This is a genomic window from Sphaerospermopsis reniformis (assembly GCF_005402885.1).
Classification (GTDB): domain Bacteria; phylum Cyanobacteriota; class Cyanobacteriia; order Cyanobacteriales; family Nostocaceae; genus Sphaerospermopsis; species Sphaerospermopsis kisseleviana.
This window is the reverse complement of the sequence record NZ_BJCE01000027.1, coordinates 1-23321: the sequence shown is the minus strand read 5'-3', so window position 1 is coordinate 23321 and position 23321 is coordinate 1. Positions and strand designations below refer to the sequence as shown.

Genomic DNA, 23321 nt, shown 5'->3' with positions numbered 1-23321 from the left:
GAAAGTTACGATTTCGCTGTGTTGGGAAAAGTAAAAATGACCATAGTATTCCAATTTGCTTTAGTATCTCTCGTTCTGATGTCCTTCGTCCTGGTTATTGGTGTTCCTGTTGCTTACGCAACCCCTCAAAACTGGGTGGAATCTAAAAAGCTGCTGTGGGTTGGTTCTGGTGTTTGGATTGCTTTAGTGCTTTTAGTTGGTTTATTAAACTTTTTTGTGGTGTAGACAACGGCTGCACACAAGCGTTCACACATAACATAAAAACCAGAGGAGCAGAAAAGCTGAACTCACAGGAAAGGGAAGCAAAAATTTCTTTGTTCTTTTTCCGTGCTGATATTGCTTTCCTGCTCCTTTATTTCCATCCAGAAAAATGTATTGGCTAAGAAGTATAGTTATAAGAGGCAGTCATGGCAGTTTTTGAGGGCAACTTTACTCAAACAGCACCTTTAAAGTTTGCAATGGTGATCGGTCGATTCAATGATCTAGTTACCGTTAAGCTTTTAGAAGGATGTCAAGATTGCCTAAAACGTCACGGTATAGATCCTGACCCCCAAGGCAATCAAGTAGATTATGTATGGGTTCCAGGCAGTTTTGAAGTTCCTACCGTCGCTCGTCAGTTGGCACTCTCTCAACGTTATGATGCCATAATTTGCTTGGGTGCGGTAATTAAAGGACAAACACCCCATTTTGATTATGTATCTGCTGAAGTAGCCAAGGGTATTGCAGCAGCCAGCTTTCAAACTGGTGTACCTGTGATTTTTGGCATTTTGACCACAGATACCATGCAGCAAGCATTGGAAAGAGCAGGGATTAAAAGTAATCATGGCTGGGATTATGCCATGAATGCCATAGAAATGGCCAGTTTGATGCGTCAACTACGTTCCAACCTAGCAGAACCTTATGCCAGTAACGCTCAGTCTTTACCAGCATCAGTCCAAAAATTGGTACAGTCAGAAGTAGTTTAAAAGAGAGTTTGGGGAGACGGGGAGAAATATTTACCTCCTGACTCTTGACTCCTGCCTCCTGTACGGGCGAAGCATTCGGGTGATCAATTCTCGATTTTTCCCCAATATTTTTGTCCGAATGCTTCGCCTCTACGACTTCTGACTTCTCAAAAAAAAATTTCCAATAGGGGTTGACAAACCTAGATAAATCTGAAATACTAAGATTATGTTGAGGTCGCGGGTATAGCTCAGTGGTAGAGCGCAACCTTGCCAAGGTTGATGTCGCGCGTTCGAATCGCGTTACCCGCTCTGAAAATAATAACATAGAAATAGAATAAGTAACCAAAAAAGTCATTAGGCCTGGGAAATCATGATTAGATTTTCAGACCTAAAATTTTTAATTGTATAAACTCCTGCCTTCTGCCTCCTGCTTCCTATTTTGTCTAATTGAAAATAGCGGCTACAATGCTTGCAGAAATATACTAGAAATAATGCTAAGTGTGGGGATGTTGACCAAAAAGTAATTTTTGGCATTCCCACCCAAAACCGTTAACAAAAACTCGCTCAAGTTATTTAGACTGCTTGTGCCATCTCAAAAACCGGAAAAAATAGACTTAAATACGGATTATACTTGTCCTTGTCGTCGTCGGGGGCGGTTAATTCCCATTACCCTGACAGAAGCATTTGGCTGCGATCGCTGTCAGCAAATATTTGTCGTTGAAGATAATGGATATGTACTGGAGCAACTTTCTACAACTTATCCCTATAAGCGGGCTTGGCGCTGGACAGGGAAAAGCTGGAATCTGATTCAACCAAAATTGGCAGAAAGTTATCTGCCGATAGCGTTGGGCATTATTTTCGTGTTAGTCATTATATGGCTACCGTTAGCATTACGCTTGGCAAATGGTTCGAGTATTATTGCTTGGGCAATAGTGGCGGTGCTATTAGCTATTCTGCCAGCAATTATGGTCTGGCTTACTTACAGACGTTAACTGCATCAGCGCCCCGGATTTATCCGAGGAACTAATCCAAAATCTAAAATCCAAAATCCAAAATCGGATGACTGTTGAAGCTTTTGATGATTATCCCGAACCAATGAACAGCGCCAAACGCGCTTATCAAGCTTCCCTGAAGTTAGGAACTACCAAAGGGGCAGACCGAAGTCGCGCTGTGTTGGCAATGGCACGGGCGCTAAAACGCTCCTTTGACGACATTCTCGAAGCCAATACCCTGGATCTAGAAGCTAGTCGGGAAATGGCAGTACCAGAATTAATTTTGGATTGGCTGAAATTAACTCCCTCTCGGTTAGAGAATACTGTTGAGATTCTCCAACGTTTGGGGGAATTATCCGATCCCTTGCGACGGGTGAGAAATGCTGATTATCAACAGGAAGATTCTCAAAGTTATACCCAGTTGATGCCTTTGGGAGTAATTGGGTTTATTTATGAGGCTTTTCCAGAACTAGGGGCGATCACTGCTGGTTTTTGTTTGAAAACTGGTAATACTGTGATTCTCAAAGGCAGTACAGAAGCTAGTCATTCTAATGCGGCGATCGCCGAAGTTCTGCAAACAGCCATTAGTGAAGTTGGTTTACCCCCAGGTTGTATAGAATTAGTCACCACTGAACATGGTACTTCTTTACGGGATTTAGTCACTCAAGACCAGTATTTAAGTTTAGTCATACCCTACGGACGTTCTAGCTTAATTCAGCAAGTAGTCAGACAAGCCACCTGTCCCGTGTTAAAGTCAGCAATGGGCAATTGTTACCTGTACTGGTCCCTCAATGGTAGTTTAGAAATGGTACGCTGGATGATTTTAGATAGCCATAAAAGTGAACCAGATCCAGTCAATGCCATTGAAAAAGTTTTAATTCATCGTCAAGCTTTACCATCTTCCTTGCCTGTGCTGTGGAATAGCTTAAAAGAAAAAGGCTTTGAACTCAAAGCAGATGCAGAATTAGTAGAAGCCTTTCCCCAATTACAATTAGCAAAAGACGGAGAATGGGGAACACCGTATTTAAGTAAAACCGTAGCGTTTAAATTAGTAGATAGCTTAGAAAGTGCGATCGCTTGGATTAATCAATATAGTAGCGGTCATGCGGATGCAATAGTTACAGACTCTTACCAAGAAAGTCGCCAATTTGCATTAGGAGTTAATAGCGCCTCTACTTATATCAATGCTTCTCCTCGGTTTTCTCGTAACCCTTCACGGGGAGATTCCGTATTTTTGGGAATGTCCAATCAAAAAGGACACCGCAGAGGGTTTATTAGTTTGGAAACCTTGACAACGGTGAAGCATATTATTCAGGGGAATGGAAGGTTTTAACAGATGAATTTGCGGTTAATTTTTTATCATCAACAGTAGTATTATAGATAAAATCCATGAATACACTTTACGACTCGGATTTTTATGGATGGACAAAAGAACAAGTTCAACTACTAAGAGAAGAAAAATGGGAAATACTCGATAAGTTAAACTTAATTGAGGAAATAGAAGCCTTGGGAAGACAAGAAAGAAGAGAATTAGTTAACCGTTTAGCCTTGTTATTAGGACATTTACTAAAATGGCAATACCAACCAGAAAAACGCAGTAATAGTTGGTTAGCCACCATTCGAGAACAGCGCACTCAAGTCAAAAGAATATTAACAGATAGTCCCAGTTTAAAATCTTATTTAGAAGAAGCTTTGCAATTAAGTTATGAAGATGGAATTAACTTAGCTGTTAAGGAAACTAATTTACCTTTTGAAAGCTTTCCACAAAGTTGTAATTATACAATTTTACAAATATTAGATAATGAGTTCTTACCAGAATAGTAGTAATTAAATCTTGTCAGAATCAGGATATCCAGGATTTAAGGATTTACAGGATTTGTTTTTTGCTATTGCTTGAAGTTCAGGTAAGTCTTGTACATTTAAACTTTTAAAGTGATACAGTTATCTATCCCACCTTCCGCACCCTAAACTGTCACACAACGAAAAATGGTCATTTGGGGATTTGAGATTGGCGATCGCTACCTAAACTTTAGACCATTTTGTATTAAAATTATCCTCAAAGGTCTTCAAAAATCCGAAATTACCGATTGTGACACTGGGGGGTGCGGAATGTGGGATCTATTTAATATTTAATAATAAGAAAACTAGATGTTGTTCATTGTCCAACTTTATATCCTTTTATTCTTTTCATTATCACAAATATCAAATACTATCTATAACAAATATCGAAAATTAAAACAATAACCAAAATCCTGAAAATCCTTAAATCCTATAAATCCTGATTCAGACAAAAAAGCCCGCACTCGGCGGACTTAATAAACATCAAAAACCTAAAAATTACTTCGCATTCTCTTGATAATAAGTGTGATAAACCTTACCACCCTCATCAGGAATAAAACGACAAACCTTAGCAGAATGTAACAAAGCTTTCCAGATAGGAACATCAGACTTATAGTAATAGTCACCCATCACAGGTTTAATTGCTTCCGTTGCCTTCAACAAATTGTAGTGAGGCATATTCAAAAAGATATGATGGGCAACATGAGTACCGATATCATGATGGATATGGTTAAAAATGCCATAATCTCTATCAATGGTAGAAATTGCACCCTTTAAAAAAGTCCAATTATCACCACGATACCAAGGTAAATCTTGTTCTGTATGGTGTAAATATGTCACCAAATCCAACCAAATTACAAACACAACGTAAGGACCAGCGTAGTATTTAATTAACCACATCCAACCCCATTGATAGGTAAGGAAACCTAACAAACCTACCATCCCAATCCAAAGGATAGTGCTGGTGAGAATATCCCACTTTTCCGAAGGTTTAAACAAGGAACTTCTGGGGTCAAAATGTGAACCACTTTTACCTGGTGTGCGCTGAAATAAATAGATGGGATAAGCTAGAGGTAAAAACAGATAATAGCGAATTAGCTTTTGTAGAGAAGGTAATTGCTTATATTGAGATTCACTCAAAGGATACCAGCTTTCATCATTTTCCACACTGCCAGTATTTTTGTGATGGGTTCTGTGGCTAATTCTCCAACCGTGATAAGGTACAAGAATAGGTGTATGGGATAGATGACCAACCAAATCATTTAGCCATTTGTGCTTAGAAAAAGATTGGTGTCCACAGTCATGACCTACTACAAACAAAGCCCAAAACATAGTTCCTTGCATCACCCAGAAAACTGGCCAGAAATACCAAGAATCTAGATAATTTGCCAGTGCATATAAACCAGCAACAATAGCAACATCACGGAAAAAATAATAGAGTGATTTAGCGACACTCGGCTCAAAACATTCAGCAGGAATAGCAGCTTTTAAATCTGCAAGAGTGAAAGGCAGTTTATCTTCATCCTGAGAAGATTTAACAGCAGGATTTTGGTTGAATTGAACTGATTCTAATTGCACTGGATTTGTGAATCTCTAAAACGAAAAGTAATTAAGGTAGGGTGGGCAATGCCCACCAAAACAGGCAAAGTTGAGAAAAATGATTTAATAAATTTTGCTTGATTAAATCATGAGGTTAATTATTGAATTTAAGCTAGAGATTTAGCTTTCTGGGCGTAATATTCATCAAAAGTTGTATAACCAATGTCAGTTTTATAAAGTTGACATTCGTTAGTAATTTGTTTCATTAAATCCCAAGAGAAATTACATTCTTCATGGAGATATTCACCCCAATTTTTCTTAATGCTATCGTAAGCTAACCGCAAATTGTAGGAGGGAATAGCAGTAGAAATATGATGGGGAACGTGAACGTTAATATCGTGACAAAGGATTTCTACCCAACGAGGATAATCACAGTGAATAGTTCCAAATAACTGCGCCATCGCTTCGTTCCATTTGTTAGCGGTTTCAAAAGGAACATCTGCGGTTGTATGGTGAACAATGGTGAAGGTACTCATCCAGAAATGGTAAACCATCCAAGGAATAAACCAGAATTTAATAAAGCCCCAAACACCAGTTGTAATAATCAAAGTGGGAAAAACAATAGCTGCAAAAGCTACTACCACACCTACAGAAAGTTTCACATTAGCCCGATCTTTTGCTTGGAACTTCCGCGCATCAAAATGCACAACTGCCCAATGTCCGATAGAACCTACCCACCAAAAACGCTTGCGGATAAACAACTCAAAAGCAGACTGTCTGGTTTTATCCCAACCTGCAAAAACCTCTGGTCTGATGGGATGCCATGCGTTATCCTCATCTAATTTATTTGTATGTTTATGGTGATGATTATGTTTAATTCTCCAACTGTGAAAAGGGTAAATTAAAAACATCATGAAAAAATGCCCAACCAGGTCATTTACCCAACGACGGTTTGCAAAAGAACGATGTCCGCAGTCATGACCTATGACAAAAAATCCTGTTAAAGCCGTTCCTGTAAAAATCCATGCTATGGGTAAAAGAAACCAGGGAGAAATAGCCAAAAAATAATAGCCTAACGCTGCCATAGATAAACTGATAATTACAGTAGTCCACGCTTTGCGGCTATTTTTCTGAAAACATTCCTTGGGTAGACTTTTGATAATATGTTTTAGTTTGATTTCGTCTTTACTAAGGTTTGTGGCGACGAAAGTTTCCTGGTCTTTGATTAGTGATGTAGTCATGAATACCTGAAAAACAGCAAACTGGACTGCAAAGTCATAATCAAAATGAGTTTACAGCTAAGTTTTGTAACATTGAATTTCTGAGATTATAGCAACCTAAGAGTAACTTAGGATAGATGAAAATTCAAAATTCAAAATTAAAATTCAAAAATTCATAATTTCTATTTTGAATCTCCGTAATTACACGCAAAAAGCCAGTAGTTTCATACCCAAAAAACGACTATAAAACTATTGACTTTAAACATCAATTATGCGTTATGCTCTTTTATCTGCCAGTTTAATATTTGTTGCTAAACCAAGCAGTTGGAGTAATTGAATAGTCATCCAAGTCATATCAATTTCCCACCATTGCAAACCGTGACGGGCTGAATATTGAAAAGCATGGTGATTATTGTGCCAACCTTCACCAAATACCAGTAAAGCTACCCACCAGCAATTGGTAGAATTGTCACCGGAATCTGGATATGTGCGATAACCGAATTTGTGAGTCGCACTATTTACCAGCCAAGTGCAGTGATAAACCCAAACAATGCGGACAAAAATACCCCAAACCACAAAAGACCAACCGCCCAAGAAAAACAGTACCAATCCCAGGGCAATTTGTAAGAAAATGAAATATTTCTGTAAAAACTGATAAACTGGGTCATCACTAATGTCTTTTGTGAAGCGAGGAACTTCAGCATGAGCGGGTGAGTGATAAATCATCCAACCAAGATGACTCCACCAGAAACCCTTATTTGAGTCATGGGGATCATTAGCTGTATCGGAATGCAAATGATGGATTCGGTGTATACCCACCCATTCAATTGGTCCACCTTCACAGGTGAGAGTTCCACAGAAGACCAAAAAATACTCCAACCATTTAGGAGTTTGAAAACTGCGATGGGTAACAAGACGGTGAAAACCCAGAGTCACACCTAAACCACCGCTAACCCAGTAGAGGAATAATGCAACACCAACTGCTCTCCAGCTAAAGTTACTGGGAATTAAAGCAAATAAAGCGCCGATGTGCAGGCCAATGAAGAACAGGGTATTAACCCAGTTAATTTTAAGTTTAGTGGAAGTAGCAATTGTCATGCAGTAACCTTTATAGGAATTGTCCAGCCTAATCTGCGTGATTTAGAAATCCGCATATTTAGATTATTTTTTTTAATGAGGAAACAATGAACAGCTTAGAGCATCTGCGGGAAGCAGAACAGGCACTAATAGAGATTTTTTCTGGAATTGACGCTCAGGTCAAGCATAATCTTCAAAGAGTTCTGAATGCCTTTCGGAATCATCGTGTAGGGGCGCACCATTTTGCAGGTGTCAGTGGTTATGGACATGATGACTTAGGAAGAGATACTTTAGATCAGGTTTTTGCTGAGGTCATGGGAGCAGAAGCTGCGGTGGTGCGAGTGCAGATTGTTTCAGGAACTCACGCGATCGCCTGTGCGCTGTATGGTGTGCTTCGTCCTGGGGATGAAATGTTAGCAGTAGTCGGTTCTCCCTACGATACTTTGGAAGAGGTAATTGGCTTGCGTGGGCAAAACCAAGGTTCTCTTATTGAGTTTGGCATAAAATACCGCCAATTGGAACTAACCAAAGAAGGAAAAATAGATTGGCCAGCTTTAAACACTGCCATAACAGAAAATACTCGTTTAGTTCTCATTCAGCGTTCCTGTGGATACTCATGGCGGTCTAGCCTTTCCATAGCCGAGATTGAAAAAATAATTCACATCGTCAAACAACAAAACCCCAACACAGTTTGTTTTGTAGACAACTGCTACGGAGAATTTATAGACACCCAAGAACCAACCCACGTAGGTGCAGACCTCATAGCCGGGTCATTAATCAAAAATCCAGGTGGTACACTGGTTACAGCAGGGGGATACATAGCCGGAAAAGCTGACCTAGTAGAAGCAGCCGCCTGTAGACTTACCGCCCCAGGAATAGGTAGTGCGGGAGGTGCAACCTTTGATCAAAACCGCTTGTTATACCAAGGATTATTTTTAGCACCCCAAATAGTCGGGGAAGCAATGAAAGGAACGTACCTAACAGGGTACGTATTTGATAAGTTGGGTTATCCTGTAAACCCCGCACCCCTAGCACCAAGAGGGGATGTGATCCAAGCGATTAAACTCGGTTCAGCCAAAAAACTGATTGCTTTTTGTAAAGCTATTCAACAAAATTCGCCCATTGGTTCTTATTTAGACCCCGTACCTGATGAAATGCCGGGATACGAAAGCCAAGTTGTGATGGCTGGGGGGACATTTATAGAAGGTAGCACCTTGGAATTATCAGCCGATGGACCTTTGAGAGAGCCTTATATTGTTTATTGCCAAGGTGGTACACATTGGACTCATGTATCTATTGCGTTACAGGCAGCTATTGAAGCTGTGGGAGAAGCATGAGATAATTTTTACTCACGCAGAGACGCAGAGGCGCAGAGAGTATGATTGAGAATGAGATTACGGGAGTTATTGTTAATGTGGCTTATAAGGTTCACACAACTTTGGGACCTGGTTTGTTGGATTCTGTTTATGAGATTGTGATGGATGTTGAGTTGAGACGGCGAAAGTTGCAAGTCAGAAGACAGGTAGTTATTCCTATCACTTATGAGGGTGTAGTTTTGGAGGAGGGTTTCCGTGCTGATTTGATAGTTGAAGACAAGGTGATTGTCGAACTAAAATCAGTAGAAAATCTCAATCCTGTACACCACAAGCAACTATTAACCTATTTACGCCTTGCTGATAAAAAAGTTGGACTAATCATAAACTTCAACGTCAAACTCATCAAAGATGGTATATCACGAGTAGTCAACAACCTCTAAAAACTCTCTGCGTCTCTGCGCCTCTACGTGAGCTTTTATTCCGGTAATTTATACTGCGCTACGATTCGCTTCGCAAACTCCGGTACATGATCTTCTAATTTCTCTGGATGATTCCGTTTAACATACAAGTAGTTTCTTGTAAAGTGGGAATCCATTGAAAATTTCCCATATTCCAATCCTTGTGGTCCGATTTTGTCTATGACGACTCCCATTAATTTGGCTACCCACATGGGTAAGGTGACGGCTTTATCGTAGGCTTCTATTCCTTGTTGTACGGCGGCTTTTCTGTCTCCTTTGGACATCACCGATTGGGTGTGGAGTTGGTCTTTGACGAGTTCTAGCATTTCTTTGCCGGTATCGTTTCTCACTACTATCCATTGCCAGTTGAAGGGTGCGCCCATGTATCCTACTACTATATCTGCTAAGGAGTTGACGTAATCAAAGCAACTCATACATGATGGGGCGAAGATGTCTTTGAGTACGTTGGTTTTGAGTCCAAAGAAGGGTACTTTTTCTACTGATCCGTCTTCGTGTTTAAAATGTACCCGGAAGTCTTGCATAAATTCGTAACTAACTACTGTTTCCGGGGATCTGCTGGTGGTTTCTAAGAATTTTTGCAGTCCGGCGCGGGTAACGTTATCTACGCATGGTGTACCCAGGACGTAGAGTTTTTCTAGTCCGAGTTTTTTCTCGACGGCGCGTAATGCTTGTATTTGACATCCTACTCCGATGACTAATAGGCGTTTCATTCCTGATTTTTCGATTTGTTCTAATACGGAGAGGTTGGGGGATAGGGTAGGTTTATTTACTTTGGCTGCTAGTATTTCTTCGGGGGTGCGGGCGATGATGGGCATGGGTTGAAAGCGGTCTTCTTTGGAGTTCTGCACACAGACGACTCCTTCAACTAAGCCCCGGTTGAGCATTTCTATGGCTATGGTGCTGACTATTCCTGTCCATTGTGCGCCTTCGATGGGTTGTATTTTGCGGGCGGCTATCATTTCTTGATGTACGCCAAAATAGAGTTCGTTTTCGTCTTCTAGGTTGCGGGGGCGGTTATGGGTGCTGGTTTCTAGTTCGTCTATTCTTTGGGTGATGAAGGCGCACGCTTCTTTGACGTAGTGGATATAGTAGGTGTCGCATAGTCCGCATTCGCTACAGAGTTCTTTGGCGGGGCGCACGCTTCCGGGTTTGAGGGCTTTGGCTTTTTTGTGTTTATTGGTGTCTATGGATGTCATTTATTTTGTTTATTTTTCTTGAATATCGCTTTTATTACGATACCGTTAGGGGTTGTGATGTGGGTGGTTTGATTTGGGCAAGAGGGTTTTTTCACGCAGAAACGCAGAGTCGCGGAGAGGAAGATGTTTGTTGATATTCACGGTATTTTGTCCTATGAAAGCAGGAGACAGGAAGCGGCAGTTAAGGTTCAATCTTTGGCTTTGCGTGTTGTAGCTGATAAACTGGCACATGATAAAGTCCAATATGATTTGTATTCAATTACTCTCTAATTAGTAATCAAGTTAATACATCAAGAAATTCAAATGCTGCGTATATTCCAAAATGCTAGACGTTTAATATCAGTGTGCCTGGCTACTTTGTTGATTGTAATAAGCACTATCACTATTTTTCCATCTACAGCCAGTGCAGATAATAATGTAGTGAAAATCGAATGTACCTCAGACTGCGGTAATATCTTTTCATTTGTAACCGGAATGGTTTCTGGTAGCGCAGTAACAATTATTGCTCTCACTACTAATACAACAAGTTTAGTTGCTACTGGGGCTGCTATTGGACAAACAGCTGTAGCGGCTTTAGCTACATTAGGGACTGCTGCTACAACTGTTGTATCAGCACCAGTTCTAGTTCCTGTAGCAGCAACAGTAGCAATAGGAGCAGCAGGTGGATACGTTGTTTCTCAGGTAGTACACAGTTTCAACGATAATCACAGTCAAAATGCAAATTAGCAGTTTATTTTTCTGTAGTTTGTACAATATTAGAAACATCGATTTTTTTAAGTCATCTGATTATTTCATAGAAGACTTATAAACATAAAACTAATCAGCCTTCGGTTCATTTATCGAGGGTTTTTTGCTGTTAATACACATCTTCTATTTTCACCCTAAAACTCTCTTATGAAAATATTTTATTGGGATAAACTGTTATTAGATCAAGCTGCTTTGATGTAACTTCATATATTTCTGGAAAGCGATCATATTTTCTTAACCAATTACCAACTTTTGGATTAATCAAATTAATAAAGAAATGAATGTCACTATGCACAATGTCAATATTTCGGTAATTCCAAATAGGTTCGTGGTGGAAAGTTCGATTACGTAATTTAAGTATTTTTTTGATTTTTAATTGTATATTAACTATTTTTAGATCAGATTTTTGAGCATATTTAAAGATTTGTTTGCTACAAGGATTCCATATTGTATTTTGATAAAATCCCTTTTGGATTAAGCTGTTCCAAAATCCAAAATTTAGTTCAGGAACTAAGTTATTTAAATTATTATTGCACTTCTTTAAAGCAGTATTAATTGTCTCTTGTTCATATTTTTCTAACTGAAGCTTTCCGTTAATAAACCAATCATGATCATATTTGACTGATAATACAGTATTTATTTTGTTACGAAGGCTAATTTCTAAGGTATGTAAACTGGGATACAGTGCCTCACAAAGTTTAGTATTGATTTCATATATTCTGATCGCATCGCTATATTTGTTATTGGTAACATTGAGATATGGCTTCATGCGAGCTTCTGAAAAAGCCAGTAGAATATCTTTTAGGTCATCCTCTGTTAGTTTAGGTTCAGGCATTGACAAATATTATAATTTTTGTTATATTTAATGATGTGGACTCCAGACCGTCCTATGTCTCGTTTGACCGAGTTACGACCCTGGCGTAAAGAAATTAATTAATTTTCAATGACATCCCCCTAAATGTTATATTTTTAGGGGGTTTGTCTTTGGTAAATAAATGAAAATCTTTTATTTACTAAAGCGCATCATATAAAATATACAACAATCTGCCATTACTTAGTTAAATTACTGAATATTTCACTTAGATATTAAAATTTGAAAATTCTATCTGTTGCGTTTTTTAAATGCGTATGAGTAGAGAATTTAATGTAATTATTGAACGAGATGCTGATGGTTACTTTGTCGCATCTGTTCCTAGTATTCCTGGTTGTCACACCCAAGCAAAATCTTTAGATGAACTAATGGAACGTATTAAAGAAGCAATAGAACTGTGTTTAGAAGTTTATTAAGCTGTTGTGCATTTAATTTGTATAAGTGGAACAGGCATCTTGCCTGTTAAACAAGAGTTCAGAATATTAGGATTATACAATTTAGCTGTGTAACAGCTTAATACAGAAAAAATTAACTTATAACTATTATTTCAATAACCGAATATAACCAGCTTGTTCAAAATGATGATCTGTAGTTAATGCTTCTTGAATATCAAATTGTTTCATCACTATAAAAGATGTACTATCTACCAATGACCAAGTTTTATCCTCCCTTGTTTTCAGTAAGTCCCAAGCTGCTACATCAATAGATATATCAATATGAATTAAGTTAATATAAGAAGCAGTCCTCACAGCATCTATATACTGAAATAACTGTGAACGCGGTACACGCAAAGGACTATTCAATAATGCAACTAATTCAATAACGACATAATTAGTTGTGATCATTTGTAAATTTTGTTTTCTTGCTTCTTGAAACCACAATTTTGCTGTTTCATGGTAAGACTCAGTAGCAACAAATAAATTAGCCCACCCTGAAGTATCTATAAAAACTTTATTGGTCAATTTTTAACTCCTGTTGTAAATTTTCTCTGAGATATTGATCATGATTTTCTCCAAGATCAGAATTTTCAAATCTTAATGTACCCAACAAAGGTAAAATAGGATCATTTTCATCACTATCTATCATTTTTGTTGATTTAGCTAGTGATTGTAAAATTAATTCCTCTAAAGATAAATTGAGTTTTTTAGATTGAATTAATAACTTTTTTTCTAACTCATCTGATATCTGAATTGTTAATGTTTTACTCATAATATTTTACTTGACCTCCATTTTAAATTTACACTTAGAAGAATCTTTATGATTAAAGTACACTTTCCATTATCGCACAAAACCGCCTGATCATTAATTCTCAGAATGATCGCTGGTTCAAAAAATATGCTATATTTAGCATAACCAGGATATAAGTCAGACAATTGCAAACAGAACCGATAAAACCACTGCAATGGGTAGGAAGTTCTCTAGAAGACCTCAAAAAGTTTCCTGAAGAGGTACAAGGAGAAATAGGATATGCGTTATATTTAGCCCAAATGGGTGAAAAACATCCTCATACTAAACCCTTAAAAGGATTTAAAGGAGCAAGTGTATTAGAAGTTGTAGAAGATTTTGATGGAGATACCTATAGAGCTATATATACTGTGAAATTAGCAAAAGCAGTTTATGTTCTTCATGTTTTTCAGAAAAAATCAAAACATGGTATTGCTACACCAAAACAAGATATTGATTTGATTGAAGCAAGACTGAAAAAAGCTAAAGAACACCATGATCAAATAAACCAATAAAACCCAGGAGAATTATGTCAGAAAATATCGAAATTCAAACTAGCAGTGGTAATGTATTTGCTGATTTAGGTTTACCAAATGCTGATGAAATGTTAGCAAAAGCAGAACTAGCTCGAAAAATTAGTCAAGCTATTACCGCACGTGGACTAACTCAAATGGAAGCTGCGGAACTATTAGGAATTGATCAACCAAAAGTTTCTGCTTTAATCAGAGGAAAACTGACAGGATTTTCTTTAGAAAGAATGTTTAGATTTCTCAACGCTTTTGGTAGTGATGTGGAAATTACAGTTAAACCTAAAGCTGGCAATAATGCACGAATAATAGTACAATAAATTCTAATAATTGTAGATTAAGTGATTTTTAACAAGATATCAAAAATTTACAGAATATTGGTAGATTGTGATTATTATCTGTGATACTTCACTTGATCAATATGCTGTTTCTTAATCAAAATTATGAAAATTAAACTAATTCCACATCTCAGCTTTTTATTAACTGCTACTCTCACTCTATCCACGTCTATCCACACCCCAGCAGTTAACGCACAACCAGCAACTGTTAATGTTGATAATCTTCTCAAATGTACAGGAGATTGTCGTCAACTTCCAACTGATAATAGATTTCGTAACTCTCAAATTACACAAAGACTAATTAATCAATTACCAAAATGGAATAATATCTGTCAAAGATTGACTGGTAAGGGTTTCTGTTCTGTGGGTAAATCATATAAATTTCAAAATGGAACAATTTCTCTCAAAGTTCAGGGTTCTGAAGCTTTTTTCACGGATATTAAGTTTAATTCTGGTATCAGTTCACAACAAGCTGTAAATATTGCCAAACAATCTTTTAATGATGGTAAATCTTTCCCAAAAACAGAAAGGTTAAAAGGTAGAACTGTTTTGTATAGTAATCCCTTCCAGGATGGTGGAGAAACATTTTATTTACAAGAAACTTACTTGATTTTAAATTCCCGAAATCAAGTCAATAGAATAGTTTCAGTATCTACAACTCCTTGATTTTTTGGGGTTTATGAAGACTAGAACACCGATTAATTAATTGTAAGGGCGAAGCATTCGGACAGAATATTAATGGTTTCAGCAATAGGTTATCACCCGAATGCTTCGCCCCTACTGAATCGACTCTCTAGAATCAATTTTGATTATCATAGCAACAGAAATTTCTCAAGTTCCCACTTTCTCCAATAACCATTTTACAGCACTTTCCACATCTGAAACTTGTTCCCCTGGTGGTACAGGTGGACGTTTCACCATCACTACTTTTATTCCCATTTCTCGCGCTGCAATAATTTTAGGATATGTGGCATTTCCACCGCTATTTTTACTCACAATAGTATCTATATTATATTTAGTTAAAATTTCCCTTTCATCTTCTAAAGTAAAAGGTCCCCTATCCAATAACATTAAACCAGGAGGTATTACAACATCAGCAACAGGTGGATCTATCATTCGCATTAAAAACCACATTTTTTGTAAATGAGAAAAAGCAGATATTTCTTGTCTACCAATGGTTAAAAAAACCCGTTTTATTTGATGTTTGAAAAGTTGATGTTCTAAAGCTTGATTTTTTAAAGCTTGGTTTTCTAAAGCTGCTGCTGCTTCTGTATTATTTTCTACCTCAATCCAAATATCACCCGGTTGTTTTTCCCAAGGGGGACGATTTACTAATAATCTAGGAATACCCATTTGTGTAGCTGCTGCGGCCGCATTCCAAGAGATATGATTAGCAAAGGGATGAGTTGCATCAATTAACACATTTATTTTTTGATGTTTTAAATATTCAACCAAACCTGTTACACCACCAAAACCGCCAACGCGAACATTACCAACAGGTGCAACAGGTTCACGGGTACGACCGGCTAAAGATGCGATCGCCTCAATTTCAGTAATATTATTTATTCTCGCGGTTAATTCCGCTGCATCACCAGTACCACCCAGAATTAAAACGCGCAACATAGCAATTTTGGATTTTAGATTTTAGATTTTGGATTGATAACCGTAGACAAGGCCACCAGAACATTAACCAAAACCACAACTTAGAAAATGGAAAGCTTTTACCACTGTCATCAGTCACCAGTCACCAGTCACCAGTCACCTATAAACTGGGAATCCTTGCCAAAATTCCCTTTTTCAAAGGTTCAGGACGTTCTGACCAAGGTAAAACACCATTAGGATGATTGTAATATTTACTTGCACATTCCAACACTGCTTCCGCGCAACCATCAACTGGCAAATCACCGAATAAATAAGTTAACTTACCTTGACCGGCAAAAGCGACTACACAAGAACGACTACAAGCACTCATACAATCAACTTCTTTGATAGGGAACTCATCCCGTAAATGCCAATTTTGCGCGACTTGTTGAATTTCTTGTAATAGTTTTTGACCACCACTTTCACCGACACGCTTACCATCTTGCCAAACACTAGCGCAGGTTTTACACACAAATAAAGTATGAGCAGTTACATCAGCAGTCATTCTTATCCTCGCAGATTCACACAATTTCTAATTATATTGCAATTAGTGGTAAGCTGTTGTGCATTTAATTTGCATAAGTTTAACAGGCAAGATGCCTGTTCCACAAGAGCTAAGAATATTAGGATTATAGAATTTAGCTGCGTAACAGCTTAGCTTCAACAATTGACAATGAACAATGGATAATAGAAAGTTATCTCTTCCTCAAAAGAGAGGTTTTAACCCAAATTAATTGTCAATTATCAATTATCAATTGTCAATTATCAATTGTCCATTGTTCACCTATTTTTAAATCTGCAAAACACGAGCCAAAGCTTCAGGAAGTGGCAGTACAATTAACAATAATAAAGCTATTGCTAGTAAACCTAAAACATCACGTTTGTTGTCTAATTCTGTCACATCATTTAATGCGGGTTCGTCAACCAAGGGAATAAATAGTAACAGAATTGCCCACAACAAAAATTCTTGACGGATAAAAGAAAGAATTAGTAAAAACAACCGAGAAATTTGACCAATTACAACTGCGGTACGTTGTCCAAACATAGCATGAACAATATGACCACCATCTAATTGTCCTACGGGCATTAAATTTAATGCTGTGACAATTAAACCTAAAAATCCAGCAACTGCTACAGGATGCAAATCTAAAGCAGATTTGGTTGTTAATTCACTACCCAAGGCTATTTTTGAAAGTAAAGCTAATAAAATTGAATATTTGGGATTTAAAGCATTGGGATTTAAAAGTCCTGTTTTTTCGCTGATGGGTACTACTTCTGAATTAGCTAAACCCCAAAGCAGTAAAGGTAAAGTAGCAAGAAAACCGGCAATTGGTCCTGCGATACTCACATCAAATAAAGCTTTGCGGTTAGGAATGGGACTTCGCATTTGAATAAATGCACCAAAAGTTCCCAGGAAAAATGGTACAGGAATAAAATAAGGCAGAGTTGAGCGAATTTTATGAAATCGCGCTGTAAAATAGTGACCAAGTTCGTGGATACCCAAAATAGTGATTAATCCTAAAGCATAGGGTAAACCATTGAAAATGAGCGAGAAGTCAGTTTTGATTTGTGTTGGTTCAACTCCTGCAATTTGCGAACCTATTAAGGTCGTTGTAACTAAAGTCATTAACAACAATCCTAGTGCTGTTACTGCTTGAGTAAAATTTTCTAAATTGCGGTTTTTTGTATTTTGTCTAGCAGCTTGAGTATTGGGAACTAGAACAAAGAACGGTTTACCATCTATCCCTTCTTGGAAGATTAACAGAAAGCGATCGCCAAATTGGCCTTCGATATTTGTTTTAATTTGCTGATAAGCTTGCTGCGGTGCAGTTCGCAACTGTCCACGACAAATCACCGCTTGGGGTCTATACTCAATATTTTGAATGTAGTATACAGACCAAGGGAAACAATTTCGCAGATTAGTTTCTTCTGTTGGTTCAATAGGACGCACTGGTAACGGTTCTGCGGTAGGATTATTTGCTGGTTGTGTTCCTGTTGCTTGGGGGTCAGTCCGGGTATTTTCTGGGACTCGATGCCCCGACAGAAATAATATCCAGTATAACAGCAAACTGATAAGCAACGGCCAAATAATCAATTCTGGTGGGGGTGATTGTTGTGTACCATAGATCAGCGTCCAACCAGTGAGGATAATTGCTGGTGTCATTAATACTAGCCACAACAACCACACTGGGGTGCGGGTGATATGAGCAACGCTGCGTTGCACTATCAGATAAGTAGCTAGTCCCAGTAAAAGTAAAAACCAAAATGCCATTTTATTTCAGGAGTTCAAGGAGTTCAAGGAGTTCAAGGAGTTTAAGGAGGCAGGAGGTAGAATGTTTGATAAACCTGTAGATTGTTAAATATAGAACTTAGGTAAAAACTCTATTTATTCGGTTATTGATCGCTGTTTTATCGGTTATTTTATTTATGTTTTCCTCAACTCAACAACCAAGTCATAAAATTAAGCCCCCACAAATTATACTTTCTGGACAAATGCCCCAAGGAGAAATTCTCTCTTCTTCCATGGCAACAGGTTCAGTATCTCCCGACTTGGGTATAAACAAAATTCTTGCCTTTCCACCAAATCGGGACACATTGGGGGGAACTTCTTATCTTATTGTAAGAAATGAAGGTAATATTCTCATTGACTGCCCAGCCCTGGAGCAAATTAACCATGATTTTGGGGATGATTTTGGGCAAGACTTGGGTGGGAATCCGCTTAAACACGGTGGTGTGCGTTCGTTGTTTATTACTCATCGTGGTGCTATTGCCAAAGTAGCAGAAATTCAACAAGCTCTTAATTGTGAGATTATCATTCAAGAACAAGAAGCTTATTTGTTACCTGGTTTAACTGTTACTACCTTTTCTCAAGAATTGACTCTTGATGACACCACACAAATTATCTGGACACCTGGCCATTCTCCAGGCTCTTCATGTCTATATTATCGTGAATTTGGAGGAGTTTTATTTTCAGGACGGCATTTAATCTCTAACTTGCAAGGTGAACCTGTGCCATTACGTACACCTAAAACTTTTCATTGGCCTAGACAACTTAAAAGTGTTCAAGCATTGCGCGATCGCTTTTCACCAGAAACTCTACAATACATTTGCCCCGGCGCTAATATTGGCTTCCTCCGTGGCAAACGCATCATTGACCAAGCTTATCAGAGATTAGGGAATGGGGACTGGTAATTGGGAAAGAAGGGAACAGGGAACAGGGAACAGGGAACAGGGAACAGAGTTTTTGACTTTTGACTTTTGACTTGATTCTCCCCAGTCACCAGTCACCAGTCCCCAATCCCCAATCCCCAATCACCAATCACCCACTACTAGCAAATCTTTGCTCAACAGTTCCATAGCAGCTTGATATTGTCTATCTTCTGCTGTGCCAATTTGCTCCCCTGAGATTGGTTCTTGGGGAATTACTATGTCCGGCTTAATACCTAATTTGTTAATATCTCGGTGGTTTGGTGTTTCATATTTAGCAATTGTTACTGCTAAACCAGAACCATCGGATAATTCAAATAACGACTGAATCAGTCCTTTGCCAAAAGTAGTTTCACCTACTAACTGGGCGCGTCCATTGTCTTGTAAAGCACCAGCTAAAATTTCACTCGCGCTTGCAGTTCCTTGATTGACCAAAATAACTAAAGGAGCTTCTGTCAAAGCCTGACCATAAGCTTCAAAATCCCCTTGAATGCCTTGGCGATTGACAGTATAAACTATTGTGCCTTCATCTAACCACTGACGAGCAACTTCAATTCCCGCTTGTAATAGTCCCCCCGGATTATTTCGCAAATCTAGAATATAGGCTGCTGCGCTTTTTTGTTTTAGAATATGAATAGCGTGTGCTAATTCCATTGGTGCATTAGCATTAAATTGAGTGAGGCGGATATAGCCAATGGGTGTTCCTTGGGGGGATAAACGCACATCAGCTACTACAGGATTCAGTTCAATGCGATCGCGCACCAGTATAATTTCTTTATCCGCTTCTCCCTCTCTACCAATTAAGAGAGTAACAACAGTACCAGCCTGTCCGCGCATCCGCGCCGCAGCTTCATCCAGAGTCAGATTTGCTGTGGATGTTCCTTCAATCTGCAAAATGCGATCGCGTGGTCTTAAACCTGCTTTTTCTGCCGGCGACCCCTCTATAGGTGTAATTACCTCTAAAATACCTGTCTGGGGATTGAGGGCAATTTGTAAACCCACACCTGTCAATTCTCCAGAAGTATTCACCTGTAAACTGCGGTACTGCTCTGGGTCTAGAAACCTGGTAAAAGGGTCATCCAGGCTTTTAAGCATATTCTGAATTACTTTGTATGCTTCTTGGTCATTTCCCAGCGGACTCTTAAAAGCTTTTTGTCGTACCTCTGTCCAATTTTGATGATTAAATGTTTCATCCAAATAAGATCGGTTGACAATTCGCCAAACTTCAGAAACTAACTTTTGCTGTTGAGTTAAAGCATTTGCTGGTGGAATTGAGCCAAAAGTCAAGCCAAAAGCCAATCCAAAAGCTAAAAGCAAGGAAAATCCGCACCGAAAAACCTGTTTATTCATGAAGCCCATCTTACCTTGTATCTTTACCCAAATCACGTATCAATCTCCATTTGGGACGTTGCTGATGAAATATATCTCTAAATTATGTTACTTTTTTTATAGAAGAGGTGCATTTTCTCATCAAGTTGTTAAGCAACTCTGGAGAAGCAAATCCACCTCAAAAACGATAAAATCTCTTTGTAACCAACATTTTTCACGTTGGCTTGCCAAGGGATCGCAATATATTCCATATTTACAGAATGTTAAGTTTCTGAAAAACTTAATAATTCTGTAACAAAGATTCTCTTTGCGAACATCCCAAACAAAATTAATCTTGGGATATTTATCAACCACAAGCAATTTGTAGGAACTTGAGATTGTATGGCCAGCGTTTATGATTGGTTTGAAGAACGTTTAGAACTTCAAGCTATTGCTGAAGATGTAACCAGCAAGTACGTACCTCCCCACGTTAATATCTTTTACTGCTTGGGTGGAATTACCCTAGTTTGCTTCCTGATTCAGTTTGCCACTGGATTTGCGATGACATTCTACTACAAGCCCACAGTCGCAGAAGCATTTTCTTCAGTGCAGTACATCATGAATGAAGTCAACTTTGGTTGGCTAATTCGCTCCATTCACCGCTGGTCAGCCAGCATGATGGTATTAATGATGATTCTCCACGTTTTCCGCGTTTATTTGACTGGTGGTTTCAAAAAACCCCGCGAATTAACTTGGGTAAGTGGTGTCATCCTGGCAGTAATCACAGTTTCCTTTGGTGTAACTGGTTACTCCTTACCTTGGGACCAAGTTGGTTACTGGGCGGTGAAAATCGTTAGTGGTGTACCAGAAGCAATCCCCGTAGTTGGTGTTTTGATTTCTGACTTACTACGTGGTGGTTCTAGCGTCGGTCAAGCAACATTAACCCGCTACTATAGCGCCCACACATTCGTATTACCTTGGTTAATTGCGGTATTCATGCTTTTCCACTTCTTAATGATCCGCAAACAAGGTATTTCTGGACCATTGTAATCAAAAGTTAGTCAGTAGTGATTCAGTGAATAGGTAAAACAGTTTCCAGATGCAAGTTGTTTGTTTTAAACTGAAGGCACATAGCCTCAGAATAAAAACAAGCACTATTTGCTGAAACCGTAAGCTGTAAACACAATGAACACTTGCTTCAACTGGCAAAGCTGAATCCAGTGTCATAATAAATTTGTGGCTTGCCTAAATAGCTAATAGCTTACACGAATGCTTTAACTTCACTTAAGCAGGAGACCAGATCTAAAAATGTCCACACATAAACCACCAAATCTAAACGATCCAGCTTTAAGAGCTAAACTCGCCAAAGGTATGGGTCATAACTACTATGGTGAACCAGCTTGGCCTAACGACCTGCTCTATGTATTCCCCATCGTAATCATGGGTTCATTCGCTTGTATTGTGGCTCTAGCTATACTAGATCCAGCAATGGTGGGTGAACCAGCAAATCCTTTTGCTACACCTTTGGAAATTTTGCCAGAGTGGTATCTGTTCCCAGTGTTCCAGATTCTTCGCTCACTACCTAACAAACTGTTGGGAGTATTGGCAATGGCTTCCGTACCCTTGGGATTGATCCTCGTTCCCTTTATTGAGAGCGTTAACAAGTTCCAAAACCCCTTCCGTCGTCCAGTAGCGACAACAGTATTCTTGTTTGGTACTTTTGTCACCATCTGGTTAGGTATTGGTGCTGCATTACCCTTAGACAAATCTCTGACTTTGGGACTGTTCTAAATTAGTTGCCACTAATTTTTAGTTTCCATAAAGTGCTGTGACACCTGTGAGTTTCAAGAGCATATACCGAAGTTATGAGTCTAAAGACTGTCCGCAAGGAATATACAGCCCATTAGCTACTCATACTTCTAGTGAATATGCTTTTGAAAACTCACAGGTGTCAATTTTCATAGGTCTATTTTGAAGATCGGATTTTTAGTTTTGGGTGTAAAATATAAAAATATAGCAGTTGCCAGAGTAACTAGGAATATTTTAAATTCTGGGATCTTGGTTCAAACAAGATTTTGAAACAGCTAACTGCTAATTGCCATAAAAGCTATTCCAAAATCTAAAGCCACCAAAAAACAAACACAAGTTACGTTTTTTACTTACTTAATATTCTAGTCACGGTCAATGCTTACTACAGTGCAGCAAGACCATCTGACGGTGAAGAGCGATCTGAAGCTCCAAAACCAAGTGCAACAATGGTTTGAAAACTTTTCTCTACAATATTTAGCTCAAAGAGGTTGGTCAGAAAGCCAACTCTATCGTCTCAATTTAGCATTAGCAGAAGGCTTTACTAATGCAGTTCGTCATGCTCATCGGACTTTACCGCCAGAAACAAATATAGAAATTGAATTGAGTCTGTGGGTAGACAGACTGGAAATAAGAATTTGGGATTACGGCAAGCCTTTTAATCCTGATCAGATACCTGAACCAAAACCAGGTACTTTACAAGATCATGGATATGGATGGTTTCTAATTCGGCGTGTGGCAGATCATGTTGTTTATAAACGTGATTCTGATAACAGAAATTGTTTGTTGATTGTTAAATACCTTATAGAAGCACAACATTAATTTAAGAAAAAAGCCCCATTCCGTTAATAAATTTTTTTATGAATAACGGCACGCTACGCGTTAGCCAAGCTTTATCTGTTTTCGATACAGCAAACCCTATTTAGGGGTTGCTGAGAAAGTCTTTCCGTGAGGGCATAGGAGTCAGGAGTCAGGAGGAGATTTGAAAATTTCTTTGCCATCTCTTGAAATCCCAAAAAATGCACACTTTTTCCGGTATACCCTTCAAAA

Annotated in this window: 28 protein-coding genes and 1 tRNA gene; 18 read left to right on the top strand and 11 right to left on the bottom strand. The window is 38.5% G+C overall.

Annotated elements, in window-relative coordinates; translation table 11 throughout:
• Positions 1 to 36: 36 nt before the first annotated feature.
• The 6 genes from psbZ to FFR48_RS06180 all read left to right on the top strand — a co-directional run bounded on the left by psbZ (position 37) and on the right by FFR48_RS06180 (position 3757).
• Complete coding sequence (gene psbZ / locus FFR48_RS06205; protein ID WP_096568955.1) at positions 37 to 225, top strand: photosystem II reaction center protein PsbZ; 189 nt, start codon at positions 37 to 39, stop codon at positions 223 to 225.
• Positions 226 to 407: 182 nt separating this feature from the next.
• Positions 408 to 965, top strand: coding sequence for a 6,7-dimethyl-8-ribityllumazine synthase (gene ribH / locus FFR48_RS06200; RefSeq protein ID WP_137666736.1), 558 nt, complete (start codon positions 408 to 410; stop codon positions 963 to 965).
• Between the two features lie 216 nt (positions 966 to 1181).
• Positions 1182 to 1253 (top strand) — tRNA-Gly (locus tag FFR48_RS06195).
• A 275-nt stretch (positions 1254 to 1528) separates the two neighbouring features.
• Entirely contained in the window at positions 1529 to 1936 is a 408-nt protein-coding gene (locus FFR48_RS06190) for a hypothetical protein (RefSeq protein ID WP_096568909.1), read from the top strand.
• A gap of 67 nt (positions 1937 to 2003) precedes the next feature.
• Positions 2004 to 3269 carry a glutamate-5-semialdehyde dehydrogenase gene (locus tag FFR48_RS06185; RefSeq protein WP_096568906.1) on the top strand — a complete coding sequence of 422 codons (1266 nt, stop codon included), beginning with the start codon at positions 2004 to 2006 and terminating at the stop codon, positions 3267 to 3269.
• Between the two features lie 56 nt (positions 3270 to 3325).
• Positions 3326 to 3757: a DUF29 domain-containing protein gene (locus FFR48_RS06180; RefSeq protein ID WP_096568903.1), complete on the top strand. Its 432-nt coding sequence runs from the start codon at positions 3326 to 3328 to the stop codon at positions 3755 to 3757.
• 516 nt (positions 3758 to 4273) lie between these two features.
• On the opposite strand, the gene FFR48_RS06175 is transcribed toward FFR48_RS06180, so the two are convergent.
• The 3 genes from FFR48_RS06175 to FFR48_RS06165 form a co-directional block, all read right to left on the bottom strand.
• The gene (locus FFR48_RS06175; RefSeq protein WP_137666735.1) at positions 4274 to 5353 is read right to left on the bottom strand and encodes a DUF3474 domain-containing protein; all 1080 of its coding nucleotides are present in this window, start codon (positions 5351 to 5353) and stop codon (positions 4274 to 4276) included.
• Positions 5354 to 5481: 128 nt separating this feature from the next.
• Positions 5482 to 6555 carry a fatty acid desaturase gene (locus tag FFR48_RS06170; RefSeq protein WP_137666734.1) on the bottom strand — a complete coding sequence of 358 codons (1074 nt, stop codon included), beginning with the start codon at positions 6553 to 6555 and terminating at the stop codon, positions 5482 to 5484.
• Between the two features lie 255 nt (positions 6556 to 6810).
• Positions 6811 to 7632 carry an acyl-CoA desaturase gene (locus FFR48_RS06165; protein ID WP_096568895.1) on the bottom strand — a complete coding sequence of 274 codons (822 nt, stop codon included), beginning with the start codon at positions 7630 to 7632 and terminating at the stop codon, positions 6811 to 6813.
• An 86-nt stretch (positions 7633 to 7718) separates the two neighbouring features.
• Between FFR48_RS06165 and FFR48_RS06160 the strand changes: the two genes are divergently transcribed.
• On the top strand, positions 7719 to 8948 hold the full coding sequence (locus FFR48_RS06160) for a methionine gamma-lyase family protein (protein ID WP_137666733.1): 1230 nt from the start codon (positions 7719 to 7721) through the stop codon (positions 8946 to 8948).
• Positions 8949 to 8989: 41 nt separating this feature from the next.
• A complete protein-coding gene (locus FFR48_RS06155; RefSeq protein WP_137666732.1) occupies positions 8990 to 9367 on the top strand; it encodes a GxxExxY protein in 378 nt (125 codons plus the stop codon).
• A gap of 35 nt (positions 9368 to 9402) precedes the next feature.
• On the opposite strand, the gene FFR48_RS06150 is transcribed toward FFR48_RS06155, so the two are convergent.
• A complete protein-coding gene (locus FFR48_RS06150) occupies positions 9403 to 10602 on the bottom strand; it encodes a Coenzyme F420 hydrogenase/dehydrogenase, beta subunit C-terminal domain (protein ID WP_137666731.1) in 1200 nt (399 codons plus the stop codon).
• A 123-nt stretch (positions 10603 to 10725) separates the two neighbouring features.
• Between FFR48_RS06150 and FFR48_RS28910 the strand changes: the two genes are divergently transcribed.
• Together FFR48_RS28910 and FFR48_RS06145 are read left to right on the top strand one after the other, a co-directional pair.
• Positions 10726 to 10872, top strand: coding sequence for a hypothetical protein (locus FFR48_RS28910; protein WP_193941622.1), 147 nt, complete (start codon positions 10726 to 10728; stop codon positions 10870 to 10872).
• Between the two features lie 33 nt (positions 10873 to 10905).
• The gene (locus tag FFR48_RS06145) at positions 10906 to 11328 is read left to right on the top strand and encodes a hypothetical protein (protein ID WP_137666730.1); all 423 of its coding nucleotides are present in this window, start codon (positions 10906 to 10908) and stop codon (positions 11326 to 11328) included.
• Positions 11329 to 11494: 166 nt separating this feature from the next.
• Here FFR48_RS06145 and FFR48_RS06140 read toward each other — a convergent pair whose 3' ends face one another.
• Complete coding sequence (locus FFR48_RS06140; RefSeq protein ID WP_137666729.1) at positions 11495 to 12184, bottom strand: Abi family protein; 690 nt, start codon at positions 12182 to 12184, stop codon at positions 11495 to 11497.
• A 293-nt stretch (positions 12185 to 12477) separates the two neighbouring features.
• Between FFR48_RS06140 and FFR48_RS06135 the strand changes: the two genes are divergently transcribed.
• The gene (locus tag FFR48_RS06135) at positions 12478 to 12636 is read left to right on the top strand and encodes a type II toxin-antitoxin system HicB family antitoxin (RefSeq protein WP_137666728.1); all 159 of its coding nucleotides are present in this window, start codon (positions 12478 to 12480) and stop codon (positions 12634 to 12636) included.
• A 126-nt stretch (positions 12637 to 12762) separates the two neighbouring features.
• On the opposite strand, the gene FFR48_RS06130 is transcribed toward FFR48_RS06135, so the two are convergent.
• On the bottom strand, positions 12763 to 13182 hold the full coding sequence (locus tag FFR48_RS06130) for a type II toxin-antitoxin system VapC family toxin (protein ID WP_137666727.1): 420 nt from the start codon (positions 13180 to 13182) through the stop codon (positions 12763 to 12765).
• Complete coding sequence (locus FFR48_RS06125; protein WP_096568876.1) at positions 13172 to 13429, bottom strand: hypothetical protein; 258 nt, start codon at positions 13427 to 13429, stop codon at positions 13172 to 13174. Before FFR48_RS06125 ends, FFR48_RS06130 begins: the two co-directional genes overlap by 11 nt.
• Before the next feature lie 164 nt (positions 13430 to 13593).
• On the opposite strand from FFR48_RS06125, the gene FFR48_RS06120 reads away from it, so the two are divergent.
• The 3 genes from FFR48_RS06120 to FFR48_RS06110 all read left to right on the top strand — a co-directional run bounded on the left by FFR48_RS06120 (position 13594) and on the right by FFR48_RS06110 (position 14975).
• A complete protein-coding gene (locus FFR48_RS06120; RefSeq protein WP_096568874.1) occupies positions 13594 to 13959 on the top strand; it encodes a type II toxin-antitoxin system RelE/ParE family toxin in 366 nt (121 codons plus the stop codon).
• A 14-nt stretch (positions 13960 to 13973) separates the two neighbouring features.
• The gene (locus FFR48_RS06115; protein ID WP_096568870.1) at positions 13974 to 14291 is read left to right on the top strand and encodes a helix-turn-helix domain-containing protein; all 318 of its coding nucleotides are present in this window, start codon (positions 13974 to 13976) and stop codon (positions 14289 to 14291) included.
• Between the two features lie 123 nt (positions 14292 to 14414).
• On the top strand, positions 14415 to 14975 hold the full coding sequence (locus FFR48_RS06110) for a hypothetical protein (RefSeq protein ID WP_137666726.1): 561 nt from the start codon (positions 14415 to 14417) through the stop codon (positions 14973 to 14975).
• Positions 14976 to 15140: 165 nt separating this feature from the next.
• On the opposite strand, the gene FFR48_RS06105 is transcribed toward FFR48_RS06110, so the two are convergent.
• From FFR48_RS06105 to FFR48_RS06095, 3 genes are all read right to left on the bottom strand, one after another.
• The gene (locus FFR48_RS06105; protein ID WP_201277582.1) at positions 15141 to 15932 is read right to left on the bottom strand and encodes a cobalt-precorrin-6A reductase; all 792 of its coding nucleotides are present in this window, start codon (positions 15930 to 15932) and stop codon (positions 15141 to 15143) included.
• A 139-nt stretch (positions 15933 to 16071) separates the two neighbouring features.
• On the bottom strand, positions 16072 to 16455 hold the full coding sequence (locus FFR48_RS06100; RefSeq protein WP_137666725.1) for a DUF1636 domain-containing protein: 384 nt from the start codon (positions 16453 to 16455) through the stop codon (positions 16072 to 16074).
• A 285-nt stretch (positions 16456 to 16740) separates the two neighbouring features.
• The gene (locus tag FFR48_RS06095; RefSeq protein WP_137666724.1) at positions 16741 to 18222 is read right to left on the bottom strand and encodes a site-2 protease family protein; all 1482 of its coding nucleotides are present in this window, start codon (positions 18220 to 18222) and stop codon (positions 16741 to 16743) included.
• 155 nt (positions 18223 to 18377) lie between these two features.
• On the opposite strand from FFR48_RS06095, the gene FFR48_RS06090 reads away from it, so the two are divergent.
• Entirely contained in the window at positions 18378 to 19142 is a 765-nt protein-coding gene (locus tag FFR48_RS06090) for an MBL fold metallo-hydrolase (protein ID WP_137666723.1), read from the top strand.
• Positions 19143 to 19262: 120 nt separating this feature from the next.
• On the opposite strand, the gene ctpA is transcribed toward FFR48_RS06090, so the two are convergent.
• Complete coding sequence (ctpA, locus tag FFR48_RS06085; protein WP_137666743.1) at positions 19263 to 20516, bottom strand: carboxyl-terminal processing protease CtpA; 1254 nt, start codon at positions 20514 to 20516, stop codon at positions 19263 to 19265.
• 351 nt (positions 20517 to 20867) lie between these two features.
• Here ctpA and petB point away from each other — a divergent pair, with 351 nt between their 5' ends.
• The 3 genes from petB (at position 20868) to FFR48_RS06070 (ending at position 23093) form a co-directional block, all read left to right on the top strand.
• Positions 20868 to 21515 carry a cytochrome b6 gene (gene petB / locus FFR48_RS06080; protein WP_096568852.1) on the top strand — a complete coding sequence of 216 codons (648 nt, stop codon included), beginning with the start codon at positions 20868 to 20870 and terminating at the stop codon, positions 21513 to 21515.
• 258 nt (positions 21516 to 21773) lie between these two features.
• Complete coding sequence (gene petD / locus FFR48_RS06075) at positions 21774 to 22256, top strand: cytochrome b6-f complex subunit IV (RefSeq protein WP_096568849.1); 483 nt, start codon at positions 21774 to 21776, stop codon at positions 22254 to 22256.
• Between the two features lie 393 nt (positions 22257 to 22649).
• Positions 22650 to 23093, top strand: a complete 444-nt coding sequence (locus tag FFR48_RS06070) for an ATP-binding protein (protein WP_096568846.1) — start codon at positions 22650 to 22652, stop codon at positions 23091 to 23093.
• Positions 23094 to 23321: the final 228 nt, after the last annotated feature.

Coding starts and splice junctions, on each gene's coding strand:
- psbZ (WP_096568955.1), top strand. CDS start 37: ATGACCATAGTATTCCAATTTGCTTTAGTATCTCTCGTTCTGATGTCC.
- ribH (WP_137666736.1), top strand. CDS start 408: ATGGCAGTTTTTGAGGGCAACTTTACTCAAACAGCACCTTTAAAGTTT.
- FFR48_RS06185 (WP_096568906.1), top strand. CDS start 2,004: ATGACTGTTGAAGCTTTTGATGATTATCCCGAACCAATGAACAGCGCC.
- FFR48_RS06180 (WP_096568903.1), top strand. CDS start 3,326: ATGAATACACTTTACGACTCGGATTTTTATGGATGGACAAAAGAACAA.
- FFR48_RS06170 (WP_137666734.1), bottom strand. CDS start 6,555: ATGACTACATCACTAATCAAAGACCAGGAAACTTTCGTCGCCACAAAC.
- FFR48_RS06165 (WP_096568895.1), bottom strand. CDS start 7,632: ATGACAATTGCTACTTCCACTAAACTTAAAATTAACTGGGTTAATACC.
- FFR48_RS06160 (WP_137666733.1), top strand. CDS start 7,719: ATGAACAGCTTAGAGCATCTGCGGGAAGCAGAACAGGCACTAATAGAG.
- FFR48_RS06155 (WP_137666732.1), top strand. CDS start 8,990: ATGATTGAGAATGAGATTACGGGAGTTATTGTTAATGTGGCTTATAAG.
- FFR48_RS06150 (WP_137666731.1), bottom strand. CDS start 10,602: ATGACATCCATAGACACCAATAAACACAAAAAAGCCAAAGCCCTCAAA.
- FFR48_RS28910 (WP_193941622.1), top strand. CDS start 10,726: ATGTTTGTTGATATTCACGGTATTTTGTCCTATGAAAGCAGGAGACAG.
- FFR48_RS06145 (WP_137666730.1), top strand. CDS start 10,906: ATGCTGCGTATATTCCAAAATGCTAGACGTTTAATATCAGTGTGCCTG.
- FFR48_RS06140 (WP_137666729.1), bottom strand. CDS start 12,184: ATGCCTGAACCTAAACTAACAGAGGATGACCTAAAAGATATTCTACTG.
- FFR48_RS06135 (WP_137666728.1), top strand. CDS start 12,478: ATGAGTAGAGAATTTAATGTAATTATTGAACGAGATGCTGATGGTTAC.
- FFR48_RS06125 (WP_096568876.1), bottom strand. CDS start 13,429: ATGAGTAAAACATTAACAATTCAGATATCAGATGAGTTAGAAAAAAAG.
- FFR48_RS06115 (WP_096568870.1), top strand. CDS start 13,974: ATGTCAGAAAATATCGAAATTCAAACTAGCAGTGGTAATGTATTTGCT.
- FFR48_RS06110 (WP_137666726.1), top strand. CDS start 14,415: ATGAAAATTAAACTAATTCCACATCTCAGCTTTTTATTAACTGCTACT.
- FFR48_RS06105 (WP_201277582.1), bottom strand. CDS start 15,932: ATGTTGCGCGTTTTAATTCTGGGTGGTACTGGTGATGCAGCGGAATTA.
- FFR48_RS06100 (WP_137666725.1), bottom strand. CDS start 16,455: ATGACTGCTGATGTAACTGCTCATACTTTATTTGTGTGTAAAACCTGC.
- FFR48_RS06095 (WP_137666724.1), bottom strand. CDS start 18,222: ATGGCATTTTGGTTTTTACTTTTACTGGGACTAGCTACTTATCTGATA.
- FFR48_RS06090 (WP_137666723.1), top strand. CDS start 18,378: ATGTTTTCCTCAACTCAACAACCAAGTCATAAAATTAAGCCCCCACAA.
- ctpA (WP_137666743.1), bottom strand. CDS start 20,516: ATGGGCTTCATGAATAAACAGGTTTTTCGGTGCGGATTTTCCTTGCTT.
- petB (WP_096568852.1), top strand. CDS start 20,868: ATGGCCAGCGTTTATGATTGGTTTGAAGAACGTTTAGAACTTCAAGCT.
- petD (WP_096568849.1), top strand. CDS start 21,774: ATGTCCACACATAAACCACCAAATCTAAACGATCCAGCTTTAAGAGCT.
- FFR48_RS06070 (WP_096568846.1), top strand. CDS start 22,650: ATGCTTACTACAGTGCAGCAAGACCATCTGACGGTGAAGAGCGATCTG.